The organism is Micromonospora sp. WMMD712, assembly GCF_029581295.1.
Taxonomy (GTDB): Bacteria; Actinomycetota; Actinomycetes; order Mycobacteriales; family Micromonosporaceae; genus Micromonospora; species Micromonospora carbonacea.
In genome coordinates this window covers 262492-286656 of sequence record NZ_CP120743.1, presented here as the reverse complement: position 1 = coordinate 286656, position 24165 = coordinate 262492, and the positions used below count along the sequence as shown (strand labels likewise).

The 24165-nt window shown below is 74.3% G+C and carries 18 protein-coding genes; 9 read left to right on the top strand and 9 right to left on the bottom strand.

Annotated elements, in window-relative coordinates:
- From O7633_RS01155 to O7633_RS01135, 5 genes are read left to right on the top strand one after another with little or no spacing between them, the layout of a single operon-like run.
- The gene (locus O7633_RS01155; RefSeq protein ID WP_282325467.1) at window positions 1-1080 is read left to right on the top strand and encodes an alpha-hydroxy acid oxidase; all 1080 of its coding nucleotides are present in this window, start codon (window positions 1-3) and stop codon (window positions 1078-1080) included.
- A complete protein-coding gene (locus tag O7633_RS01150; protein ID WP_282325465.1) occupies window positions 1077-2414 on the top strand; it encodes a cytochrome P450 in 1338 nt (445 codons plus the stop codon). Before O7633_RS01155 ends, O7633_RS01150 begins: the two co-directional genes overlap by 4 nt.
- Window positions 2411-3676 (top strand): cation:proton antiporter, encoded by a 1266-nt coding sequence (locus O7633_RS01145; RefSeq protein ID WP_282325464.1) that lies wholly within the window; start codon window positions 2411-2413, stop codon window positions 3674-3676. Before O7633_RS01150 ends, O7633_RS01145 begins: the two co-directional genes overlap by 4 nt.
- Before the next feature lie 54 nt (window positions 3677-3730).
- Window positions 3731-4402 (top strand): response regulator transcription factor, encoded by a 672-nt coding sequence (locus O7633_RS01140; RefSeq protein ID WP_278134694.1) that lies wholly within the window; start codon window positions 3731-3733, stop codon window positions 4400-4402.
- Complete coding sequence (locus tag O7633_RS01135; RefSeq protein ID WP_282325462.1) at window positions 4403-5650, top strand: HAMP domain-containing sensor histidine kinase; 1248 nt, start codon at window positions 4403-4405, stop codon at window positions 5648-5650.
- A 160-nt stretch (window positions 5651-5810) separates the two neighbouring features.
- On the opposite strand, the gene O7633_RS01130 is transcribed toward O7633_RS01135, so the two are convergent.
- Window positions 5811-6977, bottom strand: a complete 1167-nt coding sequence (locus O7633_RS01130) for an ATP-grasp domain-containing protein (protein WP_282325461.1) — start codon at window positions 6975-6977, stop codon at window positions 5811-5813.
- Window positions 6978-7070: 93 nt separating this feature from the next.
- Here O7633_RS01130 and O7633_RS01125 point away from each other — a divergent pair, with 93 nt between their 5' ends.
- The 3 genes from O7633_RS01125 to O7633_RS01115 all read left to right on the top strand — a co-directional run bounded on the left by O7633_RS01125 (window position 7071) and on the right by O7633_RS01115 (window position 16769).
- On the top strand, window positions 7071-8576 hold the full coding sequence (locus O7633_RS01125; RefSeq protein ID WP_282328710.1) for an ISL3 family transposase: 1506 nt from the start codon (window positions 7071-7073) through the stop codon (window positions 8574-8576).
- Window positions 8577-9273: 697 nt separating this feature from the next.
- Window positions 9274-12948, top strand: coding sequence for a non-ribosomal peptide synthetase (locus O7633_RS01120; RefSeq protein ID WP_282325460.1), 3675 nt, complete (start codon window positions 9274-9276; stop codon window positions 12946-12948).
- A 113-nt stretch (window positions 12949-13061) separates the two neighbouring features.
- Window positions 13062-16769 (top strand): amino acid adenylation domain-containing protein, encoded by a 3708-nt coding sequence (locus tag O7633_RS01115; RefSeq protein ID WP_282325459.1) that lies wholly within the window; start codon window positions 13062-13064, stop codon window positions 16767-16769.
- Here O7633_RS01115 and O7633_RS01110 read toward each other — a convergent pair.
- Window positions 16750-17292, bottom strand: coding sequence for a DUF6194 family protein (locus tag O7633_RS01110; RefSeq protein WP_282325458.1), 543 nt, complete (start codon window positions 17290-17292; stop codon window positions 16750-16752). The two genes, O7633_RS01115 and O7633_RS01110, sit on opposite strands and share 20 nt — an antisense overlap.
- A gap of 89 nt (window positions 17293-17381) precedes the next feature.
- On the opposite strand from O7633_RS01110, the gene O7633_RS01105 reads away from it, so the two are divergent.
- On the top strand, window positions 17382-18164 hold the full coding sequence (locus tag O7633_RS01105; RefSeq protein ID WP_282325457.1) for a MerR family transcriptional regulator: 783 nt from the start codon (window positions 17382-17384) through the stop codon (window positions 18162-18164).
- 18 nt (window positions 18165-18182) lie between these two features.
- On the opposite strand, the gene O7633_RS01100 is transcribed toward O7633_RS01105, so the two are convergent.
- From O7633_RS01100 to O7633_RS01070, 7 genes are all read right to left on the bottom strand, one after another.
- The gene (locus O7633_RS01100; protein WP_282325456.1) at window positions 18183-18914 is read right to left on the bottom strand and encodes a dihydrofolate reductase family protein; all 732 of its coding nucleotides are present in this window, start codon (window positions 18912-18914) and stop codon (window positions 18183-18185) included.
- A complete protein-coding gene (gene ribA / locus O7633_RS01095; protein ID WP_278134679.1) occupies window positions 18911-19564 on the bottom strand; it encodes a GTP cyclohydrolase II in 654 nt (217 codons plus the stop codon). The genes O7633_RS01100 and ribA overlap by 4 nt, the downstream gene beginning before the upstream one ends.
- 20 nt (window positions 19565-19584) lie before the next feature.
- Window positions 19585-20661 carry a lysylphosphatidylglycerol synthase transmembrane domain-containing protein gene (locus tag O7633_RS01090; RefSeq protein WP_282325453.1) on the bottom strand — a complete coding sequence of 359 codons (1077 nt, stop codon included), beginning with the start codon at window positions 20659-20661 and terminating at the stop codon, window positions 19585-19587.
- 37 nt (window positions 20662-20698) lie between these two features.
- Window positions 20699-21526, bottom strand: coding sequence for a methyltransferase domain-containing protein (locus O7633_RS01085; RefSeq protein WP_282328709.1), 828 nt, complete (start codon window positions 21524-21526; stop codon window positions 20699-20701).
- A gap of 95 nt (window positions 21527-21621) precedes the next feature.
- Window positions 21622-22647 carry a glycosyltransferase family 4 protein gene (locus O7633_RS01080; RefSeq protein WP_282328708.1) on the bottom strand — a complete coding sequence of 342 codons (1026 nt, stop codon included), beginning with the start codon at window positions 22645-22647 and terminating at the stop codon, window positions 21622-21624.
- Between the two features lie 53 nt (window positions 22648-22700).
- Entirely contained in the window at window positions 22701-23099 is a 399-nt protein-coding gene (locus tag O7633_RS01075; protein WP_074479127.1) for a 6-carboxytetrahydropterin synthase, read from the bottom strand.
- Window positions 23087-24082, bottom strand: coding sequence for a zinc-binding alcohol dehydrogenase (locus tag O7633_RS01070; RefSeq protein ID WP_074479126.1), 996 nt, complete (start codon window positions 24080-24082; stop codon window positions 23087-23089). Before O7633_RS01070 ends, O7633_RS01075 begins: the two co-directional genes overlap by 13 nt.
- Between the last annotated feature and the right edge of the window lie 83 nt (window positions 24083-24165).

Sequence of the window (24165 nt, the reverse complement as noted above, 5' to 3'; positions counted from 1 at the left end):
ATGCTCACGCTGGACGGGGCCGGGTTGAACCTGGCCGACGTGGCGGCCGAGGCGCGACGTCGGCTGGAGCCGGCGCACTGGGACTTCTTCGCCGGCGGGGCCGGCGGGGAACGCACGGTCCGGGCCAACGAGGCGGCGTACACGCGGCGGTGGGTCGTGCCCCGGGTCCTGCGCGGCACGGGCGGGCGCGACCTGCGCATCTGTCTGCTCGGCGAGCCGGTCTCGATGCCGGTGCTGGTCGCGCCGACCGCGTTCCACCGGCTGGCACACCCCGACGGCGAGGTGGCCACCGCGCGGGCCGCCGCCGAGGCCGGCACGGTGATGGTGGTCAGCATGGCGGCCACCCGGGGAGTCGAGGAGATCGCCGCGGCGGGCGGGCGGCTGTGGTTCCAGCTCTACCCGCAGCCGGACCTGGAGTTCACCGCCGCCGTGGTGCGACGGGCCGAGGCCGCCGGCTGCCGGGCCCTGGTCGTCACGGTCGACTCGCCCGTGTTCGGCCGGCGCGAGCGCGACCTGCGGCACGGCTTCGTCGACCTGCCACCCGGGCTGGCCTGCGAGAACATGCGCGACACGGACGGTCGGGTGCGCAGCATCGAGATGGACGCCGGGCTGGGCTGGGAGCGGATCGCGTGGCTGCGCGGCATCACGTCGCTGCCGATCCTGCTCAAGGGGGTGCTGCACCCGGCCGACGCCCGGCTGGCCGTCGCGCACGGCGTCGACGGCCTGCTGGTCTCCAACCACGGCGGCCGGCAGCTCGACGGCGCGCTGGCCACCCTGGACGCGTTGCCCGGGATCGTCGCGGCCGTCGGGGGGCGGCTGCCGGTGCTGGTCGACGGCGGCGTCCGGCGGGGCACGGACGTGCTGGTGGCGCTGGCGCTCGGTGCGACCGCCGTGCTGGTGGGGCGGCCGGTGCTGTGGGGGCTGGCCGTGGGCGGGGCGGCCGGGGTGCGGCACGTGCTGGAGCTGCTGCGCGCCGACCTGGACCGGGCACTGGCCCTGGCCGGCGCGGCCCGACCGGCCGACCTCGGCCCGGACCTCGTCGCCGGCTGCGGCCCCGTCGCCCCGGTGGTGGGGGCATGAGCGCCCCGGTCGTCGCGGTCGCCCTCGTCGCGCTCGGCGCGGGCTGGACCCTGCCGCGCTGGCTGCCCCCGGCGGTGGTGCGGCTGCGGGAGTGGGTCTTCGCCCGGGTCAACGGCGCGAAGGGCATCCCGGTGCCCGGCCCCACCGTCGGCGTCGAACACTTCATGCGGGTGTACGCGGACCCGGCGGCCGACGGGCGCAGCCGGGGGGCCGGGCTGTCGGACCTGTTCTGGTACTGGCTGTCCCCCGGGCCGCACATGCACCAGGAGCACCTGGAGCCCGGCGAGCGCTACCGCACGGTGGCGGCCACGACCCGGCGGGTGCTCGCGGTGCGCCCGCAGCGCGCCGACGAACTGGCGACCGCCGCCACCCGGCGGGTGCTGGACGAGCTGCCGTCCGGCCGGACCAGCCACGTGCGGCTGCGCGACCTGATGGTGCCGGTGTGGGCCGAGGTCTTCCACGAGCTGGTCTTCGGCGGGGTGTGCCCGCCCGACGCGCGGGCGCTGATCGTCGCCAACGCCGACGACGTGTCCAGTTCGCTGAAGTGCACGAGCCTGCGGCACATGGACCGGCGCGACCGGCTGACCCGGTACCTGCGGGGGCGCGTCGACGCGGGGACCTGCCCGGTGACGCTGCCGCCGCCGTTCACCGCCCAGGAGACGGCCTGGTATCTCCACGGGGCCTTCTGCACCACGGCCGTCGTGCAGATGTCCGAGGCGATGGCGCACGTGCTGCTGGCCCTCGCCACCCACCCCGACGCGCAGCGGGGCCTCGACGACGACGCGGCGCTGGACCGGGTGGTCGACGAGACGCTGCGGCTGTATCCGCTGTTCGGGGTGGCGCACCGGATCACGTCCGCGCCGATCACCCTGCCCGGGGTGTCGCTGCCCGCCGGGTCGGTGCTGCTGTTCAACTACCTGGCGTTCCAGCGCGCCGGTGCCGCCGCCGACGACCGGTTCGACCCGCAGCGGTGGCTGACCCTCACACGCCGCGACGCCCACCTCATCCCGTACGGGATCACCGCGAACCGGGCCTGCCCGGCGCGTGGGGTCGCGCCGGTGATGCTGCGCGCCGCGACCCGCGAGGTGCTGCGCCGGTACGCCCTGGCGTCCTCGGTCGCGCACACCCGGCCGCTGCCCAGCCGGGGCCCGGCGTACCTGACGCCGGCCGGGCTCCCCGGGCCGGGCCGGCTGCGGCTGGGCGCGATGCGGTGGCGGGACCGCTGGGCCGACGTGGGCCGCAGCGTCCGGCAACTGGTGCTCGGCACCTGGATGGTCGTCGACGCCCGTCGACAGCGCCTGTGCGGCAACTACTTCGAGGAGGCGGTCCGATGACCCCCACGGAGCTGGCACCGCGGTTCTTCATCGCGGTCGCGGTGATCCTGCTCTTCTGCAAGGGGGTGGCCTGGCTGCTCGGCAGGGCGGGCCAGCCCGCCGTGGTCAGCGAGATGCTCGCCGGGGTGCTGCTCGGCCCCTCGCTGCTCGGGCTGCTCCTGCCGGACGTGCAGGACGCCCTGTTCCCGGTTCCCCTGCTCCCCGTCCTCTACGTGGTCGGCCAGGTCGGGCTGGTGCTGTTCATGTTCCAGGCCGGGTACGCCTTCGGCGCGCACCGCGTCACCGGCCTCGCCGGCACGGCCGGCGCGGTGTCGCTGGCCGGGGTCGCCACGCCGCTCGTACTGGGCGTCCTGCTGGTCCTGGCGACCTCCAGGGCCGTGCCGATCCGGGCCGAGGGGACCTCGCTCGGGGTCTCGGCGGCGTTCGTCGGCGTCGCGCTGGCCATCACCGCCTTCCCGATGCTGGCCCGGATCATCACCGAACGCGGCCAGGCGGCCACCCGGCACGGCACCCTCTCCCTGGCCAGCGGCGCGATCGACGACATGGTCGCCTGGATCATGCTCGCCGTGGTGCTGGCCTTCGCCTCCGGCCGGTCCGGCCCGGCAATCGTCACCGCCGGGGGCGCGGTCCTCTTCGGGCTGGTGCTCTGGCTCGCCGGCCGCCGTACGACCGCCGCGCTGATGACCGCCCGGGGCCTCGACGACCGGGCCCGGCTGCTCGGCATGGTCGTTCTGCTCTTCCTGGTGGCCTGGTACACCGACGAGATCGGGCTGTACGCGGTGTTCGGGGCGTTCGCGGTCGGCGTGGTCATGCCCCGCACCGCCAACACCGACCGGGTGGTGGACACCCTGACCCCGGTCGCCGCGACGGTGTTCCTGCCGTTGTTCTTCACCTACTCGGGCCTGCGCACGGAGTTCGGGCTGCTCGGCAGCCCGCCGGTACTGCTGTTCGCGCTGGCCTGCGTGACGGCGGCCGTCGTCGGCAAGTTCGGCGCCTGCTGGGCGGCGGCCCGGATCCGCGGCGAGCCGCAGGGGGTGGCGCTGCGGGTCGGCGCGCTGATGAACGCCCGGGGCCTGATGCAGCTCATCGCGCTCAACGTCGGGCTGGAGGCGGGCATCGTGAACGGGTCGCTGTTCACGGTGCTGGTGCTGGTCGCGCTGGTCACGACGCTGATGACGACGCCGCTGCTGAGCTGGATCGAGCGGCGGGAGGCTAGGACGGTCACCACTGCACCCACGCAGGCCCTGGCGGGTTGGCAGTAGTTGAGGAGACAATATTCACGGATTTATCGACGGACGCCTATGAATTGTTGAGGGATGCACGGGGGAGAACCGAACCGGCTGCTGCTGGTCGAGGATGACGCGGATCTGACGGAGTTGCTCACCGAGACGCTGGTCAACGAGGGCTACGTCGTCGACCGCGCCCCGGACGGCCAGCGCGGCCTGCATCTCGGGCTGACCCGCCCGTACGACGTGATGGTCATCGACCGGCTGCTGCCGGCGCTCGACGGGCTCGACCTGGTCGCCCGGCTGCGCTCGCGGGCCGTGCCGGCGCGGACGCTGATCCTCACCGCGCTCGCCACGGTCGACGACCGGATCGCCGGGCTGGACGCGGGCGCCGACGACTACCTGGTCAAGCCGTTCGACCTGGACGAGCTGAGCGCGCGGATCCGGGCGCTGTGCCGGCGCGCCTCCGGGTGCACCGAGGTGCTGCGCGTCGGCGGCGGGCGGCTCGACCTGGCATTGCGCCAGGCGGTGCTGGCCGACGGCACCCGGGTGGCGCTGTCCACCCGCGAGTTCGAGCTGCTGCGGGTGCTGGCGGCCCGGCCGAGCACCGTGCATTCGCGGGGTGAGCTGCGCCGACAGGTCTTCCCCGAGGCCACCGCCGCGTCGATCGTGGACACCTACGTCTACTACCTGCGGCGCAAGCTCGGCCGCCCGGTGGTCCGCACGTTGCACGGACTCGGCTACCGCCTGGGCAGGCTGTAGGTGGACCGGGCCGAGCGGGCTGTCGTCCGGCAGGCCCGGCTGCGCATCGCCGTGCTGGTCGGCCTGGTCTTCGGGGCCCTGCTGGTCCTCGGCGGCGGCATCTCCTACGAGTCGCTGGTCCGCCGCCAGGAGGCCCAGATCCAGCGCGAACTCGAATGGGGCACGCGGCACGGCACGATCGGCGGCCCGCCCGCCTGTAGCTGGATCTTCGAGTACGACGGCACGACCGTGGACACCGGACTCGACCCGCCGCCGCCCGGCTTCCCGCTGCACGACGCGCTGGAGACCGTGGCGGCGACCCGGACCGCCGAGACCACCACCGTCACCCGCGACGGGACGGTCTACCACGTCCGCACCGCCGCCCGGAGCGACCGGGTCGTGCAGGCGGTGTTCGACGCGCGTTTCCAGTTGGCCGACCGCCGGCACCTGCTGCTCGCGTTCAGCCTCGCGGCGGCCGTCGGAGTGCTCGCCGCCGCGCTGGCCGGCCTGCTCGTCAGCCGCCGGGCCGTCGCGCCGCTGGTGGAGGCGCTGGCCCGCCAGCGCCGCTTCGTCGCCGACGCCAGCCACGAGCTGCGCACCCCGATCGCGCAGGTGTACACCCGCGCCCAGGTGCTGGCCCGGCGGGCGCGTGCCGGCGGCACCGGTGTGAGCCCGGACGACCTGGAGCGACTGGTCGACACCACCCGCCGCCTCGGCGAGATCGTGGACGACCTGCTGCTCTCGGCCCAACTCGCCGCAGCCCCCGCCGGCCAGCCACCGAAACCCCCGGTCGACCTCACCGCGCTGGTCGGCGCGGCGGTCGCCGCCGAGGCCGACCGCGCCGTCGAGCGCCAGGTCGCGCTCACGCTGGACGCGCCCGGCGAGCCGCTGCCGGTGCCAGGCGTCGAGTCGGCGCTGCGCCGGGTCGTCGGGGAGTTGCTCGCCAACGCGCTGGCCCACACCCCCGCCGGAGGCCGGATCGCCGTGACCCTGCGCGCCGTCGAGGGCCGCGCCGAACTTTCCGTCGCGGACACCGGGGACGGCTTCGACCAGGCCGACGCGCGGCGTCTGTTCGACCGGTTCCACCGGGGTGCGGGCGCAGGCGACCGCCGTTCCGGGCTGGGGCTGGCCCTGCTGCGGGAGGTGGTCACCAGTCACCACGGCACGATCGACGCGCAGGGCAGGCCGGGTCGCGGCGCGACGTTCACGGTGTGCCTGCCCGCCCCGACGCGGGAATGCCGGGGATGGGCGCCTCCCACGACCTCATGAACGTGTTCGGCCACCCCGCCCGGAGTACACGCGGGCCCTCGGCATCGCCCCACGAGCTTCGAGGCGCGGGCGCGGCGCCGCATCTCCCCCGGTGGCGGCGGCTGAGGCGACTCCCCAGTCGCCGCCACCTCCATGGTCGACGCGTGCGGCCTCGGGGGTGTCAGCTGGTCAGGGCCCGCTGGACCTGGGAGATCAGCACGCCGCAGGCGTAGCGGTCGGCCGCGCCCACCATGCCGAGGACCGTCGCCGGATGCGGGCCGTTGTCCGTCTCCGCCGGGTCGTAGTGCATGAACACGACGAGTTCCCCGCGGTCGATGAACGGGGCGAGGAGCGGCTCGGCGTCCAGGCCCGGCGCGAGCGTGAAGAAGGTGGTCATGGCGCACGGATGCTGGCTCAGCAGGGAGCTGCGGTGCAACACCGACGTGGTGGCCGCGCTGACCCGGAAGTTCGGGTCGATGACCCGTAGCTCGCCGTTTCGGCCGACCCCGGCGTCGAACGAGCAGTACCCCCGGTACCCGAGGGCGCTGGCCTTTCGGACCCCTGCCGTCAGCGCTTCGACCAGCTCGGCCGGCGGTCGGTCGTCGTCGAGCACACACCCGACCCACGTCGAGGTGGGCTGCGGCAGGTGCACGGACGCACCGAAGTACTCGACCGAACCGCTCTCCGTCACGCCGAACTGGAGGCCCCAGACCGTCCGGAAGGGAACCTCCTCCTCGACGATCCACCTGTCGCTCACCTGCTCCAGCTGGTGGAACAGCGACCGGTTCAGCCGGTCCTGCAACCTCCGGGTGAAGATCGCGATCCCGCTGTAGACCTCGGTGCCGGCCGGCTTGAGCACCGCCGGCCGGCGGTCGGCCCGGACGATCTGCCGCACCTCGGCGGGGGTGGCCACCTGCCGGCGCGGCAGGTAGTCCGGTGCGATCAGGGTCTCCAGGACCGTCTTGTTGTTGAGGCGGGCCAGCAGGTCCGGGGCGACCCGGGCCGGCGCGGCCCGCAACTGCGGGTCCTGCGGGGGAAACTGGAACTCCAGCAGCTCGCCCCGGCCGGCGGCCTCCCGGGCCAGCCGCACCGCCTGCTCGCCGGAGCGGTACTCCCGCAGGTCGCTCGGCGTCTTGAGGCCGCACCGGCTGAGCAGGCGCAGCGACTTGTCGGCGCTGGCGCCGCTGCTGCAGATGACCGCCGACTGGTGCGGCAGGGTCAGGTGCAGGCCGGTGACCATGTCCAGCCCGTTGTGCAGGCCCGCGCCCGCGCTGGTCAGATAGCGGCTGCCGGCGGTCTCCACCGGGCTGGGCGGCCGGGCCAGGACCACCCCGTCGTGCGCGAACACCTGTACTTGGGCCCTGTCTCACATTCGGTGGTAACGGAGGGTGGCAGGTGTCGTTGCTCCTCCGTGGATGAGCTCAACATACTTGTGCAGACGGTGTTCTCGGGGCTGTCTCCGCTGGTCATCGAGGATGTGGCTGATGAGGGTGAGCGGATCGTGGTTCGGGCCCGGACGCCGCAGGACACCGCGGTCTGCCCGCTGTGCGGGGCCTCGTCGGGACGGGTCCACGGCTATCACTGGCGGACGGTAGCCGACGTTCCGGTCGACGGGCGGCGGGTGGTGGTCCGCGTGCGGGTACGGCGTCTGGTGTGCCCCACGCGCGGCTGCCGCCACACCTTCCGCGAACAGGTTCCCGGGGTGCTAGAGCGTTACCAACGCCGCACGGCCCGTCTGAGCAGGCAGATCAAAGCCGTGGTCAAGGAGTTAGCGGGCCGGGCAGGGGCACGTTTGCTGGCGATACTGACCATGGGCCTGTCCCGTCACACGGCCCTGCGCGCCCTGCTGCGCATCCCGTTGCCCACCGGGCGGACGCCCCGGGTTATCGGCGTGGACGATTTCGCTCTGCGCCGGCGGCACCGCTACGCCACTTTGGTGATCGACGCCGAGACCCATGAGCGGATCGACGTACTACCCGATCGCACCGCCGACACCCTCGAAGCGTGGCTGCGCGCGCATCCAGGCGTCGAGGTCGTGTGCCGCGACGGCTCCGCCACCTACGCCGAGGCCATCCGCCGTGCCCTGCCCGACGCGGTGCAGGTCGCGGACAGGTGGCACCTATGGCACAACTTGTGCGAAGCAGCTCTCAGCGAAGTAAAGGCACACAGCACCTGCTGGGCCCCCGTACTGGACGCACCCATCTACAACGGGCCCCGCGCACAGACGACCCTGGAACGCTGGCATCAGGTCCATGACCTGCTCGACCAGGGCGTCGGCCTGCTGGAGTGCGCCCGCCGTCTGCAGCTGGCTCTGAACACCGTCAAACGCTACGCACGAGCCGACCAGCCCGAGCGGATGCTCCGCGTCCCCAAATACCGGGCCGGCCTCGTGGACCCTTACCGCGAACACCTACGCAAACGTCGATCCGAGGACCCCGCCGTCGGCGTCAAGCACCTCTTCGAGGAGATCAAGGCCCTCGGCTTCACCGGCTGCCTCAACCTCCTGCACAAGTACATCAACCAAGGCCGCGCGGACGCCGACCGCAGCCACATCTCCCCGCGCCGCCTCGCCCGGATGATCCTCACCAGGCCCGCCAACCTCAAACCCGAGCACCAGGATCTACTGGCACGGCTCACCGCAGCCTGCCCCGAGATGACCCAACTGGCCGCCGCCGTTGGGGGCTTCGCCGAACTCCTGACGCCTCAGCCGGGAAACGCCGACCAGCTCACGCTCTGGATCACCCAGGCCCGCGCCGTCGATCTACCTCACCTGCACGCCTTCACCAGAGGAATGGAACGTGACCGCGACGCCGTGAACGCCGCACTCACGCTCCCCTACAGCAACGGCCCCACCGAAGGCGTCAACACCAAGACCAAACGGATCGCACGCCAGATGCACGGACGAGCAAGCTTCACCCTGCTCCGCCACCGCATCCTCCTCGGATAACAGCACCCTCCGTCACCACCGAATGTGAGACAGGGCCTGTACTTGGATAGGCCCATCCATTGGATCTCCTGACGTGCCGGCCCCCCGCGGGGGGCCTCGGGGTGTGGCGAGAAGCCCGGTTCGCCCCGGCCGCGAGCTGCGGAGCACGTGGCGGGTGAGGCATGGCGTACCGGTCCTGATGAGGCCGCTCGGCCGCGAGAGTCGGGCGTGCCGCGCGCACCGGCCGGACGGATCCGGGCTGGGCCGGTCAGCTAGCGGCTGGCTTGTGGTCAGCGCTGCGCCGGCGCGGTGCGCACCAGCAGCCGATGTGTGATCAACCAGTCACCGACTGCGTCATGATCGACATCATGATCGGTGAAGCATAGTCAGCGCCCTCCGAGCACGCGGATGGGCCGGACAGCCGAGTGGGACCGGCCCATTTCGCCACCACGGGCTAGGGGTCGATCGCACCCGAATTCTAGGGGTGTACGCCGCTTGGCCAGGCTCCGTAGCGTCGGGCCCCGTCGGGTCGTCGTTCCCCCACCCCGCACCGGACCGGGAACGGAGGTGGGCGATCGTGGGCCCGCCCGCGACCGGAACATGGCGAGGGCGGGTCGTTCGGCGGTGGCCCGGCACCCCGGCGGTACGTCCGCCCACGGCCGACCGGCCGCCTCGTCCCCCTCTCCCGGTCGTCCCCATTCACTCGGAGGTTGGGCTCATGCCTGTTGGGTTCGCTGATGGCGCGGTGGACGCCGGGGGTCTGGACCTGGTGGGTGATCTGCGGCGGGTGGTGGGGTGGCCGGCGCGGGCGGGTTCGGTGTCGCGGGTGGTGTCGTGGCCGGTGGGTGTGGTGGGTTCGGGTGTGGTGGGTTCGGGTGTGGTGGTGGCGGGGTTGGTGGGGGTGTTGGCGCGGTACACGGGTCAGTCGGAGGTGGTGTTCGGGTTGGCCGGTGGTGGTGTGGTGCGGGTGGACGTGGCTGGTGATCCGGGGTTCGGTGAGTTGACGGGTCGGGTGGGTGCGGTGTTGGTGTCGCCGGTGGCGGGTGGTCGGGTGGATCGGGTGCTGCTGCATGTGGTGGATGGGCCGGTGGGTGCGGTGGGGCCGGAGGTGGTGGACGCGGGGCTGGTGGTGTGGGTGGCCGGGGATGGTTCGGGGTTTCGGGTGGACTTCGCGGTGGAGGAGTTTTCGGCGGGGTGGGTGCGGGGGTTCGTGGACGCGGTGGTGACGTTGGTGGCGGCGGGGGTGGAGGAGCCGGGGCGGGGGTTGTCGGGGCTCACGTTGGTGTCGGGGGTGGAGCGGGAGCGGTTGTTGGGGTGGGGTCGGGGTCCGGTGCGACAGGTGCCGGACGCGCCGATCCACGACCTGGTGGTGGGGTGGGCGCAGCGGTCGCCGGAGGCGGTGGCGGGGGTGGCAGGTGGTGTGGTGTTGACGTATGGGGAGTTGGAGCGGCGGTCTGCGGTGGTGGCGGGGTTCCTGCGGTCGGTGGGTGTGGGTGTCGGTGATGTGGTGTCGTTGGCGTTGGATCGGAGTTTGTGGACGTTGGTGGCGGCGTTGGGGGTGTTGCGGGCGGGTGCGGCGTATACGCCGATGGATGTGGCGTGGCCGGCGGAGCGGATGCGGGTGTTGTTGGCCGATCATGGTGCGCGGGTGGTGTTGACGGTGGGTGAGGTGGCGTCGCGGGTGCCGTGCCCGGACGGGGTGCGGGTGGTGGCGTTGGACGAACAGTGGCCGCAGATCGAGGCTGTCGGGTCGGTGGACCTGCCGGTGGTCGCCGTGGACGGGCCGGCGTTCGTGATCTACACGTCGGGGTCGACGGGCACGCCCAAGGGTGTGGTGTTGACGCACGAGAAGCTGACGAACTTCCTGGCCTGGATGGCCGACGAATGCGCCATCGGCCCCGACAGCAGAATGCTCCACTCGGCCGCGCCGGTCTTCGACGCCGCGTTCGGGGAGGTCTTCGCCACGCTCATCTCCGGTGGCCAGGTCGTCGTCTGCTCGCGCGACGACCTGCTCGACGTACGCCGGCTCACCGGGCTCATCGGGCGGCACGGCGTGACGCACACCTTCGGGCCCGCGACGAACGTCGCCCCGCTCGACCCGGCGGCCTGCCCCAGCCTGCGCTGCGTCGTCCTCGGCGGCGAGGCCGCCCCGCCACAGCTCGTCCGGCGGTGGTCGGCGGCGGGTGCCCGGGTCGTGAACGCGTACGGGCCGGCGGAGGCGGCCGTGGCGTGCACCTGGTACGACGCGTCAACCGGCTGGCCCGGCAGCTACGTACCCATCGGCTGGCCCATGCCCAACCGACAGATCCACATCGTCGACCCCCACCTCAACCTCGTCCCCGCCGGCGCACCAGGCGAAATCCTCATCACCGGCCACGGCATCGCCGACGGCTACCTCCACCGCCCCGAACTCACCACCCAACGATTCGTCACCGACCCCCACACCCACCAACTCGCCTACCGCACCGGCGACCTCGCCCGCTGGAACACCAACGGCGCCCTCGAAATCCTCGGCCGCATCGACCACCAGATCAAAATCAACGGCATCCGCATCGAACTCGGCGAAATCGAAACCACCCTCGAACAACACCCCGACGTCACCACCGCCATCGTCACCCGCCGCGACGACAACAACACCCCCAGACTCATCGGCTACGTCACCGCACGCGACGGACGCACGCCCACGCCGGAGGCGCTGCGCGAGCACGCCGCCGCCATCCTGCCGTCCTACATGGTCCCGGCCGTCATCATGGTCCTCGACCGGTTCCCCGTCGGCGGCACCGGCAAGATCGACCGGGCGGCGCTGCCCGCCCCGGACGGCCGACGCCCCGACCTCGGCGTCGACTACGCCGCACCGGCCACCGCACAGGAGCGGCTCGTCACGGGCGTGTTCGCCACCGTCCTCGGCATCGACCGGGTCGGCGTCCACGACAGCTTCTTCGACCTCGGCGGCACGTCCCTCCAGTCGGCCGCCGTGGCCACGGGCATCGACGAGGCCGCCGACGTGGTCGTGCCCGTCTCCCAGATCCACCGCACCCCGACCCCGCACGCGCTCGCCGCGTGGCTCGCCACCGCGCCGCGCCGCACGGGCGGCGGGCCGGCCGTCGGCCACGGCCGCCAGCGGCCCGGGCCGGTGCCCCTCGCGCAGCAGGTGGCCAAGTGCCTGATGTCGCCCCCGGAGGTCGTGGTCCCGGTGAGCTGGTGGGTGGAGGGTGAGCTCGACCTGCGGGCGTTGATGGCCGCGCTCGGCGACCTGCACCGCCGGCACGAGGCCCTGCACGCCCGCTACCGACGGGTGGAGCCGCCGGTGGCGCTGGTGCCGGCGAACCCGGGCATGCCGCAACTGCTCCTGCTCACCGACGCCCCCACCACCCAGGACGCCCTCGACCAACTCGCCGACGCCGTCCAACAACCCCTCGACTACACCCAGGGCCGCAACTGGCGAACCGCCATCATCCGAGACCGCTCCACCAACCGCACCCTCCTCGGCATCGGCATCCACCACATCGCCTTCGACGGCTGGTCCCACACCCTCCTCGTCCGCGACCTCACCCACGCCTACACCGCCCGCGCCAACGGCCACCCACCCACCTGGGACCATCCCGCACCCACCCTGCGCCAGATCCACGACGAGTACGCCCGACTCCGCACCGCAGCCGACCTGCCCGCCCAACGCGCATACTGGCGCACCCAGCTCCACGGCCTCCCCCGCCAGGGCGACGACGGGCCGACCGTGTCGCTGGAACAGGCCCTCGCCTGGGGTCCCAAGGCCGGGCACACGGTGACGGTGCCGGCCGAGGTGATGCAGCGCTGGGACCGGGCCGCCCGGGAACACCGGTTCAGCCGCTCCAGCTACTTCGTCGCCGCCTTCGCCACCGCCCTGCGCGCCATCCACCACCAGGACGACATCGGCCTGCTGATGGTGGTCGCCAAGCGCGGCAGCCGGGTGCTCGACTCCGCCTTCACCACCCGGCTCAACCTCAACTGCGTGCGGGTGCGCTTCGACGGGCCGCAGGACGACAAGCTCGTGCTGCGGGTCCACGAGACGATCGCCGACCTGATGCGGGCGCAGGACGTGCCCTTCGCGGAGACCGCCGACGATCCCGCGGCCGGGCTCTCCAGCGAGGTCGTCGCGAGCCTGCCGACCTTCGTCTACCAGGACAACCTGGTGCTCCCGCTGGAGCTGCCCGGCTGCCGCACCGAGGAGGTCGTCGACCCGTACGCCCGGGAGGTGTCCAACGGCCTCACCGTGGAGGTGCTGCCCCGCGCCGACCACGCCCTCCTGCGCGTCACCATCCGCACCGACTACTTGCCGTACCGCCTCGCCGAGGAGCTGAACGGCCACATGCTGCGCTTCCTCGAGGCCGGCCCCGCGCCGGATTCGGGCCGCTGATCGACGTACCCCCTCTCGTGCGTGGGCGCGGACGGCCGCGCCCACGCCGGTTTCCTGGTTCTTCGAACCGGCCCGCCTGCGGGCGACGCCGGTCCTGATCGGAGGTTCTGCTCATGTCCGTCGGGTTCGTTGGTGGTCAGGCCCAGGCTCCGGGGCTCGCCGGCCCCGGCACCGACTTCGAGGCCCTCGATCTGGTGGGTGATCTGCGGCGGGTGGTGGGGTGGCCGGCGCGGGCGGGTTCGGTGTCGCAGGTGGTGTCGTGGCCGGTGGGTGTGGCGGGTTCGGGTGTGGTGGGTTCGGGTGTGGTGGTGGCGGGGTTGGTGGGGGTGTTGGCGCGGTACACGGGTCAGTCGGAGGTGGTGTTCGGGTTGGCCGGTGGTGGTGTGGTGCGGGTGGACGTGGCTGGTGATCCGGGGTTCGGTGAGTTGACGGGTCGGGTGGGTGCGGCGTTGGTGTCGCCGGTGGCGGGTGGTCGGGTGGATCGGGTGCTGCTGCATGTGGTGGATGGGCCGGTGGGTGCGGTGGGGCCGGAGGTGGTGGACGCGGGGCTGGTGGTGTGGGTGGCCGGGGATGGTTCGGGGTTTCGGGTGGACTTCGCGGTGGAGGAGTTTTCGGCGGGGTGGGTGCGGGGGTTCGTGGACGCGGTGGTGACGTTGGTGGCGGCGGGGGTGGAGGAGCCGGGGCGGGGCTTGTCGCGGTTGGGGTTGGTGTCGGGGGTGGAGCGGGAGCGGTTGTTGGGGTGGGGTCGGGGTCCGGTGCGACAGGTGCCGGACGCGCCGATCCACGACCTGGTGGTGGGGTGGGCGCAGCGGTCGCCGGAGGCGGTGGCGGGTGTCGCCGGTGGTGTGGTGTTGACGTATGGGGAGTTGGAGCGCCGGTCTGCGGTGGTGGCGGGGTTCCTGCGGTCGGTGGGTGTGGGTGTCGGTGATGTGGTGTCGTTGGCGTTGGATCGGAGTTTGTGGACGTTGGTGGCGGCGTTGGGGGTGTTGCGGGCGGGTGCGGCGTATACGCCGATGGATGTGGCATGGCCGGCGGAGCGGATGCGGGTGTTGTTGGCCGATCATGGTGCGCGGGTGGTGTTGACGGTGGGTGAGGTGGCGTCGCGGGTGCCGTGCCCGGACGGGGTGCGGGTGGTGGCGTTGGACGAACAGTGGCCGCAGATCGAGGCCGCCGACCCGGTGGACCTGCCGGTGGTCGCCGTGGACGGGCCGGCGTTCGTGATCTACACGTCGGGGTCGACGGGCACGCCCAAGGGTGTGGTGTTGACGCACGAGAAGCTGACGAACTTCCTGGCCTGGATGGCCGACGAATGCGCCATCGGCCCCGACAGCAGAATGCTGCACAGCTGCACTCCCGTGTTCGACGTGGCCCTGGGCGAGATCTTCACGGCCCTCACCTCCGGCGCGACCGTCGTCGTCTGCTCCCGCGACGAGCTGCTCGACGCCCGCCGCCTCACCGACCTGATCGCCAAGGAGCAGGTGACCCACGCGTTCTGCCCGCCCACCAACCTGGCGGCCGTCGACCCGGCCGACTGCCCGAGCATGTCCTGCCTGACGCTCGCCGGGGAGCCGGTGCCGCCGCGGATGGCGCAGCGCTGGCTGGCCGCCGGGGTCCGGCTGATCAACGCGTACGGGCCGGCGGAGGCGGCCGTGGCGTGCACCTGGTACGACGCGTCAACCGGCTGGCCCGGCAGCTACGTACCCATCGGCTGGCCCATGCCCAACCGACAGATCCACATCGTCGACCCCCACCTCAACCTCGTCCCCGCCGGCGCACCAGGCGAAATCCTCATCACCGGCCACGGCATCGCCGACGGCTACCTCCACCGCCCCGAACTCACCACCCAACGATTCGTCACCGACCCCCACACCCACCAACTCGCCTACCGCACCGGCGACCTCGCCCGCTGGAACACCAACGGCGCCCTCGAAATCCTCGGCCGCATCGACCACCAGATCAAAATCAACGGCATCCGCATCGAACTCGGCGAAATCGAAACCACCCTCGAACAACACCCCGACGTCACCACCGCCATCGTCACCCGCCGCGACGACAACGACACCCCCAGACTCATCGGCTACGTCACCGGACGCGACGGACGTACGCCATCGGTGCCCGCGCTGCGCGCGCACGCGGCGGCGGTGCTGCCGTCCTACATGGTCCCGGCCGTCATCATGGTCCTCGACCGGTTCCCCGTCGGCGGCACCGGCAAGATCAACCGGAACGCGCTGCCCGCCCCCGACGCCCAGCGCCCCGACGTCGGCGTCGACTACGTCGCGCCGGCCACCGCCGACGAGCGGCTCGTCACCACGGCCTTCGTCACCGTCCTCGGCATCGACCGGGTCGGCGTCCACGACAGCTTCTTCGACCTCGGCGGGACCAGCCTCCAGTCCGCCGCCCTCGCCGCCGCCCTCGACGAGGCCACCGACGCCGTCGTGCCCGTCTCCCAGATCCGCCGCACCCCGACCCCGCATGCGCTCGCCGCGTGGCTCGCCACCGCGCCACGCCGCCCCCGGGCCGAGGCGGAACCGTCGGGCGTCGCGCGCTCCGGGCCGGCGAAGCCGGTGCCGCTGACGCTGTCGGTCGCCAAGTGCGTCTGGCTCCCCTTCGAGCTGGTCTGCCCGACCACCTGGTGGGTGGAGGGTGAGCTCAACCTGCGGGCGTTGATGGCCGCGCTCGGCGACCTGCACCGCCGGCACGAGGCCCTGCACGCCCGCTACCGACGCGTCGACCCACCCGTGGCGATCATCCCGCCCAACCCCGGCATGCCCCAGCTGCTCCTGCTCACCGACGCCCCCACCACCCAGGACGCCCTCGACCAACTCGCCGACGCCGTCCAACAACCCCTCGACTACACCCAGGGCCGCAACTGGCGCACCGCCATCATCCGAGACCGCTCCACCAACCGCACCCTCCTCGGCATCGGCATCCACCACATCGCCTTCGACGGCTGGTCCCACACCCTCCTCGTCCGCGACCTCACCCACGCCTACACCGCCCGCCTCGCCGGCAAGGCACCCGAATGGGACCGCCCCGCGCCCACCCTCCGCCAGACCTACGACGAGTACACCCGGCTCCACGACGCCGCCGACCTGCCCGCCCAACGCGCATACTGGCGCACCCAGCTCCACGGCCTCCCCCGGCAGGGCGACGGCGAGCTGAAGGTGCCGCTGGAGCAGGCCCTCGCCTGGGGCCCGAAGGCCGGGCACATCCTCACCGTCAGCCCGCAGGTCCTCCAGCGCTGGGACCAGGCGGCCCGGGAGCACCGGTTCAGCCGCTCCAGCTACTTCGTCGCCGCCTTCGCCACCGCCCTGCGCGCCATCCACCACCAGGACGACATCGGCCTGCTCATGATCGTGGCGAAGCGCGGCAGCCGGGTGCTCGACTCCGCGTTCACCACCCGGATCAACTCCAACTGCGTGCGGGTGCGGTTCGCTCCCGGGCAGGACCTGATCCGGCACGTCCAGCAGACCGTCGACGAGCTGATGGCCGCCCAGGACGTCCCCTTCTCGGAGAGCGCCGCGGACCCGGCCGTCGGGCTGCCCAGCGAGGTCGTCGCCGGCCTGCCCGGCTTCGCGTACCAGGACAACCTGGTGCTCCCGCTGGAGCTGCCCGGCTGCCGCACCGAGGAGGTCGTCGAGCCGTACGCCCGGGAGGTGATGAGCGGGCTGACCGTCGAGGCGATCCCCCGCCACGCCGACGCCCTGCTGCGCATCACGATCCGCACCGACCTGCTGCCGTTCGCCCTCGCCGAGGAGCTGGGCGACCACATGCTGCGCTTCCTCGAAGCGGGGCCCCAGGTCACCGGCCCGGCGCGCTGAGGTTTCCGCCCCCGTCCGACCCCAGGCGGCCACCGGCCCGCCGGTGCCGGTCGACCGCCCGGGCGTGCGCGTGGGCGAGCAGCCGGTCCACCTCCGGGAGCAGGCCGCCGCCGGGGCACAGGACGCACGCCCAGCCGTGCAGGCCGTAGACGGGGTGGGGCAGGACCTCGTCCTGCCGGGTGAAGTCGATGCCGGCGCGGTGGTCGGGGAAGCGCGCGGGCGGGTAGCCGAACCGGCGCTGGAACTCCGCGCGGCCCAGCTCGACGTTGAGGCGGTGGACGTCCGGCCGGTCGAGGCGCGAGTCCTCGTCGAAGCCGGGTGTGTCGTGCGCGACGATCGTGGCGAACGGCCGGCGGCGGTCGGGGCCGACGAAGAAGAACCGCTCGCCCCAGCTGGCCCGGGGCGCGCCCGACTCCGCGTCGGCCCGCACCTGCGTGACGCCGGGCAGCGCGAGGATCCGCCGGGCGAGCTCGGCCTCGGTCGGGACAGGGGCGGCGGGGACGGGCGGGGGCGACTGCGTCATGACCTCTACCGTATCGTTGAACACCCTTGTGAAGCTCGGGCCGGAGCACAAGCGGTAGGGCTGGCGGCAAGCATCAAACGGGAGGTCAGGTGCGTAGGAGTTCCTACCGGCCGGCCGACCTCGCGCGCGAGCACGGCATCTCGACGCAGACGGTCCGCAACTACGAGCGCGACGGCGTGCTGCCCCCGGCCCGGCGCACGCCCAGCGGCTACCGCGCCTACACGGCCGTGCACGTCCGGGCGCTGCGCGCCTACCTGGCGCTGATCCCGGCGCACGGGTACGCCACCAGCGGCGAGATCATGCGCGCGGTCAACGCCGGTGACCTGGACACCGCCCTGCGCGCGATCGACCACAGCCACGCCCGCCTGCTGCGCGACCGGGAGACGCTCGACGCCGTCGAGGCGGCCGTGGGCCTGCTCACCCAGCCACCGTCGGCGACCCGAACCGACAAGCGTGCGACGACGGCCCCATCCGACCAGCCGGCGCCGGGCCGGCCCGGCCGGGTGGCGGCGGGCCGACCCGACCGGCCGCTGGCGATCGGCGGCCTCGCCCGCCGGATCGGCGTGACCCCGGCTGCGCTGCGCAAGTGGGAACGGGCCGGCGTCCTCGCGCCGAGCCGGGGCACGGCCACCGGCTACCGCCTCTACTCGGCCGACGACGTGCGCGACGCCGAGCTGGCCCACCTGCTCCGGCGGGGCGGCTACCGGCTGGACCACATCGCGACGGTCGTGCGGCAGGTCCGCGACGCCGCCGGCACCGAGCCGCTGGCCGAGTCCCTGGCGAGCTGGCGGCGGCGGCTCACCGACCGGGGCCGGGCCATGCTCACCGCCTCCGTGCGGCTCGCGGAGCACCTGTCCCCGCCGGACGACTGACCCGCGCGACCGGGCCGGTCACACGTCGGGGCAGCGCCCCGACAGGGCGTAGCGCAGCAGGACGACGTCGCCGATCTGGCGGACCTCCGCCAGGCCCGCGCGACGGCCGGGGTGCCACGGGAACCGGCCCTCGCCGGGGAAGCGCGGCGCGCGGCGGTCGCCGACGAAGAACGGGGCGACCACCAGGTGCAGTTCGTCGGCGAGGCCCGCGCCGAGGAACAGGGCGTGCACGGCCGCGCCGCCCTCCACCATGAGCCGACGCACCCCCCGGGTGGCCAGGTCGGCCAGCACCCGGCAGGGGTCGACCGGGTCGCCGCCGTCGGCGACGGTGGCCAGGCCGTCGAGCCGGTGCCGGGTCTGCGCCAGCACGGACGTGGCGCAGTAGACGACCCGCTCGGCGTCGCCGACGGTGAAGAACCGCGCCGCCGGGTCGAGGTCGCCGCTCCCGGTGACGGTGACCTTCGTCGGCGACGGCGGCAGGCCGCGGTCGGCCCGCTCCCGCCGCCGCTGCGGCGAGCGGATCACCAGGCGCGGATCGTCGGCCCGGACGGTGGCCGCTCCGACGAGGATGGCGTCGCACCCGGCCCGCACGGCGTCGACCCGGTCCAGGTCCGCCTCGTTGGACAGCAGCAGCCGCTGGTCGCTGGCGTCGTCGATGTAGCCGTCGATCGACATGGCGCAGCTGAGCAGCACGTACGGCCGGGGTGTGGCGGGCCCGGCGGCGTGCGGGGTGGGTGCGGCGGCGGTCACCGGACGAACGGGAGGTCGATGGTGTGGGCGGCGCGGTCCACCTTGGCCGCGAGGTAGCCGGCGTTGGCGTCGGACAGGTGCAGCCCGGTCGGCACCCGCTCGGCCACCTCGATGCCGAGCCGGCGCAGCTGGTCGGCCTTGTCCGGGTTGTTGCTGAGCAGGGCCACCCGCTCGGCGCCGAGGGCCGCCAGCATCTGCGCCGCGACCGTGTAGTTCCGTTCGTCCGCGCCCCGGCCCAGCGCCAGGTTCGCCTCGTAGGTGTCCAGCCCGGCGTCCTGGAGGGCGTACGCGTCGAGCTTCGCGTACAGGCCGATGCCGCGCCCCTCCTGACGCAGGTAGAGCAGGAGCCCACCGGCGGCGGCGATCCGCTCGACCGCCTCGCGCAACTGCGGCCCGCAGTCGCACCGCTGGCTGCCGAACACGTCCCCGGTCAGGCACTCGCTGTGCGGGCGCACCAGCGGCGGCGGCCCGCCGGCGGCGGCCCGGTCCACCGCGGCCGACCAGTCGCCGAGCCCGAACGCGAGGTGTTCCCGGCCGTCGACGAGGCCGTGGAACGAGAACACCCGGGCCGTGGTCGCGTAGCCGTCGGGGAAGCGCAGCGGGACCGTCACCTGGGTCCGGATGGTCGCGACAGGCAGTGCTTCGGACATCGGTCTCCTTCGTCGGACGGTCAACCGTGCACGCCGGTGCGCGCCGGACGCGACGCCCACCGGGCGGCACGGGCGGTGGCGACGGGGGCCGGGGGCACGACGCCGGGCGAGGCGGGCCGCGGGAGCCGGCGGGCCAGCAGCACCACGCCCCCGGGCAGGCTCGCCACCAGCGCCAACGCCCCGTACACGGTGGCGGCTGCGACGCCCTGCCCGGCGGTCAGCCCGGCGGCGGCGAACGCCCACGCGGCCACCCCCTCGCGCGGCCCGAACCCACCCACGTTCAGCGGCAGGATCATCGCGAGCAGGGCGAGCAGCGTCAGCGGCAGCAGCCGGGCGAGCGGCGCGGCGGAGCCCGCCGTGCGGGCCGCGACGACGAACGTGGCCAGGTGGCCCGCCAGCACCACGGCGGAGGCGACCAGCACGCCGGCCCAGGTCCGCCGGCCCAGCACGCCGGAGCGGACGTCGGCCACGGCGGTGCGCAGCGCCCGCGCCCACCGCGACGCCCCCGACCGGGGCGCGACGCGACCCAGCAGCACCGCGCTAAGGCCGGCGACGACGAGCAGCGCCGCCGCCACCGGCAGGTACGGCCGCACCGGCGACGGGAACGCGGCCAGCACGCCCACCGCGAGGACCACCGTGACCGCCTGGCCGGCCGTGCGCTCCCAGAGCACGGCCCGCACGCCCCGGCCGACGTCCCCGCAGTCGCGGCCGTGACGCACCGCGCGGTCGACGTCGCCGAGCACCCCGCCGGGCAGGGTGGAGTTGAGGAACACGGCCCGGTAGCAGTGCGCCACCGCCGCGCGCAGCGGCAGCCGGACGCCCAGCCCGGCGGCGACCAGGCTCCACCGCCACGCGGCGCAGACGGTGGTGACCAGGCCGATGCCCAGCGCCGCCGCGAGGGCCGTGCCGTCGATCAGGCGCAGGCCGGCGAGGAACGGGCCGCTGCCCAGCCGCCACAGCAGGGCGGCCAGCACCGCCACCCCGGCGAGGGTGCGCGCCCACCCCCAGAACGACCGGGGCAGCCGGCCGACGCGTGTGGCGGGCGACGCCGCCGGTTCCGTGCTCGCTGGCAAACCCGGTCCTCCCTGCACGATCATCTTCCCTCCGGGTTCACGTGTGGCGCGCCCGGATGGTTCACCCGCAGCCGGCGAGCAGGTCGGCGTGGTCGACCAGGACGTCGAGCGTACCGGCGCGGGCGGCGGCCCGCCGGGTCCGGCCGTACGCCGTGGTGCGGCCGGTCAGCTCGGGGCGCTGCTCACGGGCGGCGCCCAGCCAGCCGGTGAACCACTCGGCGGTCAGCTCGGCGCGGTCCGGGCCGAGCCGCCACGGGCTCGGCCGGGTCAGCACGTCGACGCCGCGGCGGGCGAACGCGGCCGCGCAGGCGGCGACGGCGTCGGGGCCGAGCAGCGCGCCCCGGCCGGGCACGACGCGCCGCTGGTGGTCGTCGAACGCGGCGGCGACGTCGGCGTCCAGCGGGTCGGCGGGGGTCAGCCGCACCCGGCCGACCACGGTGAGGGTGAACAGGGCGGGCCGGTCGGCGCAGGCCGCCACGATCCGCCCGACCTCCTCGGCGGTGAGCATGTCCAGCAGCGCCGACGCGGTGACCAGGGACGCGTCGGCGAGGTCGGCGGCGGACAGCCGGGTGATGTCACCCTGCCGGGTCTCCACGGTGACCGCGCCGCCGCCGGAGGCGGCGAGGCCCGCCAGGGCGGCCCGGGCCCGCGCCAGCAGGCCGGCGTCGCGGTCGTGGAGCACCCAGTGCTGCGGGCCGGGCAGCCGGGGGGCCAGCCAGCGCCCCATCGACCCGGTGCCGGCGCCCAGGTCGTGGATCACGACCGGCCGGTCGCCGGCGAGGCGTCGGCGCACCGGCGTCAGCAGGTCCGCCGCGCGGGCCGCGGCGTCGGCGGGCTCCCGCAGCCGCAGCCAGCCGGCGAAGGCGGCGGTGTCGTCGCCGTCGCTCATGTGCCCGGCCGCGCCGCCGTGGCCGTCACGCGGGCGGGTCACCGGACCAGCGTCACGCGGGCTGGTCACCGGACCGCCGTCGCCGTGGGCGTCGCTCATGCCGCCGCTCCCTTCAGGACCGCCGCGAGGATGGTGGAGGTGGCCGACCAGTCGGCCAGGGCGGGCCGGCGGGCACGGGCGGCGCGGCGCAGCCGCTCCCGCAGGCCGGCGTCGCCCAGCCAGGCGCGCAGCGCGCCGGCCAGCGCCGCCGGGTCGCCGGGCGGCACCAGCAGGCCGGGGCGTTCGCCGCCGGGGGCGCGGCCCAGCGCCTCGGACACGCCGCCGACGTCGGTGGCCAGCACCGGGAGGCCCCGCGCGAGGGCCTCGGTGACGACCATCCCGTACGTCTCGCCGCGCGAGGCCAGCACCAGCAGGTCGGCGGCGGCGTACGCGGCGGACAGGGCGGGACCGGTGCGCGGCCCGAGCAGCTCCACCCGCCCGGTCAGGCCGGACCCGGCGGCCTGCCGGCGCAGCCGCCGCACGTGGGCGGGGTCGCGGGTCAGCGCGCCGACGCAGGCGCACCGCCACGGCAGGTCCGCCACCGTCGCCAGGGCGGCCAGCAGCACGTCGTGCCCCTTGTGCGGGGCGACGGTCGCGACGCAGAGCAGCGCCGTTCCGGCGGCCGTGCCGCCAGCGAGCGGGGCGGGGTCGACCCCAGGCGCGGCGACGTGGACCCGGTCGGCGGGCAGCCCGTACCGGTCGATCAGCCGGCGGCGGGTCCACTCGCTGGTGGCGACGACGGCCGTGGCGGCGGCCAGGGCGCGGGCCTCGGCGTCGTCGTCGCGCGGCATGTGCACCAGCACGACGAGCCGCAGCCTGCCGGCCTGCGCCCGCAGCTCCTGCGGCGTGACCGAGGCGACGAGGCCGTCGAGGAGCGCCACCGCGCCGTCGGGCAGGGCGGCGAGCCGGGCGGCGAGGTCGGCCCGCGCGGCCGGGCCGGGCGTCGGCCAGTCGCCGGGCACCAGATGCTCGTGGACCCGCCAGCCGGCGTCGGCCAGCGCGGCGCAGGCCCGGCGGTCGTAGTGGTTGCCGCCGCTGGGCGTGGCCGGGTCGTCGATGTCGCCGGGGAGCACCACGTGCACCTCGGGCCGGGCGGCGGCGGGGGCGCCGGCCGGCGCGCCCGGGGCCGGGGCTGTCACAGGGGCCGCTCGTAGCTGGCCCAGGCGACGTGCGACTCGTGCAGGGTGACGGTGATCCCGGCCAGCCCTTGCGCGCCCGCGCCGAGGTCGCCCGCGTGCACCCGGTCGGCGAGCCGGTCGGCGACCGTGCGGGCCAGCACCTCCGTGGTGGTGTTCACCCCGGCGAACGCGGGCTCGTCGTCGAGGTTGCGGTAGGTCAGCTCGCCGAGGACGGCACGCAGTTGCTCGGTGGCCAGGCCGATGTCGACGACGATGCCGTCGGCGTCGAGGTCGGGCCGGCGGAACGTGGCGTCGACGACGAAGGTGGCGCCGTGCAGGCGTTGCGCCGGGCCGAAGACGTCGCCGCGGAAGCTGTGGGCGATCATCATGTGATCGCGGACGGTCACGCTGAACACGGGTCACTCTCCTGGTAGGTGATGAGGTGGCACAGGGCGGGCAGGCTGCCGTCGGTGAGGCCGGCGAGCACGTCGGGCAGTTCCGCGAACGGCGAGCTGCCGGTGAGCAGCGCGTCGAAGGCGGGGTCGGCGAGCAGTTCCAGGGCGAGGGCGAGCCGGTCGGCGTGCGTGCGGCTGCCCCGGCGGGCCGGGGCGACCATGCCCACCTGGCTGCTGCGCACGGTCAACCGGCCGGAGTGGAACGCCCCGCCCAGCGACAGCCGCACCGCACGGTCGCCGTACCAGCTCAGCTCCAGCGCCGTGCCCTCCGGGGCGAGCAGCTCCAGCGACCGCTGCAACCCCTCGGAGGTGGCGCTGGCGTGCACCACCAGGTCGCGTCCGCCGGTGGCCCGCTCGGGGGTGGCGAAGTCGACGCCGAGCGCGGCGGCGACGGCGGCCCGGCCGGGGTCGGCGTCGACCAGCTCGACGCGCACCCCGGGGAAGCGGGCGAGCAGCGCGGCGACGCCGCAGCCGACCATGCCCGCGCCGACGACGCTCACCCGGTCGCCGAGCAGCGGCGGGGCGTCCCACAGGGCGTTCACGGCGGTCTCCACGGTGCCGGCGAGCACGGCGCGGGCCGCCGGCACCCCGTCGGGCACCGGCACCACGGCCGAGGCCGGCACGACGTACGCGCTCTGGTGCGGGTGCAGGCAGAACACGGTCCGCCCGCGCAGCCCGGCCGGGCCCTGCTCGACGACGCCGACGCTGAGGTAGCCGTACTTCACGGGGGCCGGGAAGTCGCCCTCCTGGAACGGGGCGCGCATCGCGGTGTGCTGGTCGACCGGGACCCGGCCGGCGAAGACGAGGGTCTCGGTGCCCCGGCTGACGCCCGAGTAGCGGGCCCGCACCAGCACCTCGTCGGGCCCGGGGGTGGGCAGCGCCGCCGGGCGGATCTCCCCCACCCCGGGCTCACGCAGCCAGAACGCGTACGCCTCGCCGGTCACCGGAGGGTCCTCGTCGTCACGTCGTCCTCCTCGTGTCGTCCGCCGCACCGAACCGTTCGGCCGGATTCTCCGTGTTGTCTGTC

What these genes read in the sequence shown, in the direction of transcription:
- O7633_RS01155 (WP_282325467.1), top strand. Translation starts at nt 1, where the DNA reads ATGCTCACGCTGGACGGGGCCGGGTTGAACCTGGCCGACGTGGCGGCC.
- O7633_RS01150 (WP_282325465.1), top strand. Translation starts at nt 1,077, where the DNA reads ATGAGCGCCCCGGTCGTCGCGGTCGCCCTCGTCGCGCTCGGCGCGGGC.
- O7633_RS01145 (WP_282325464.1), top strand. Translation starts at nt 2,411, where the DNA reads ATGACCCCCACGGAGCTGGCACCGCGGTTCTTCATCGCGGTCGCGGTG.
- O7633_RS01140 (WP_278134694.1), top strand. Translation starts at nt 3,731, where the DNA reads ATGCACGGGGGAGAACCGAACCGGCTGCTGCTGGTCGAGGATGACGCG.
- O7633_RS01120 (WP_282325460.1), top strand. Translation starts at nt 9,274, where the DNA reads ATGCCTGTTGGGTTCGCTGATGGCGCGGTGGACGCCGGGGGTCTGGAC.
- O7633_RS01115 (WP_282325459.1), top strand. Translation starts at nt 13,062, where the DNA reads ATGTCCGTCGGGTTCGTTGGTGGTCAGGCCCAGGCTCCGGGGCTCGCC.
- O7633_RS01110 (WP_282325458.1), bottom strand. Translation starts at nt 17,292, where the DNA reads ATGACGCAGTCGCCCCCGCCCGTCCCCGCCGCCCCTGTCCCGACCGAG.
- ribA (WP_278134679.1), bottom strand. Translation starts at nt 19,564, where the DNA reads ATGTCCGAAGCACTGCCTGTCGCGACCATCCGGACCCAGGTGACGGTC.
- O7633_RS01090 (WP_282325453.1), bottom strand. Translation starts at nt 20,661, where the DNA reads ATGATCGTGCAGGGAGGACCGGGTTTGCCAGCGAGCACGGAACCGGCG.
- O7633_RS01085 (WP_282328709.1), bottom strand. Translation starts at nt 21,526, where the DNA reads ATGAGCGACGGCGACGACACCGCCGCCTTCGCCGGCTGGCTGCGGCTG.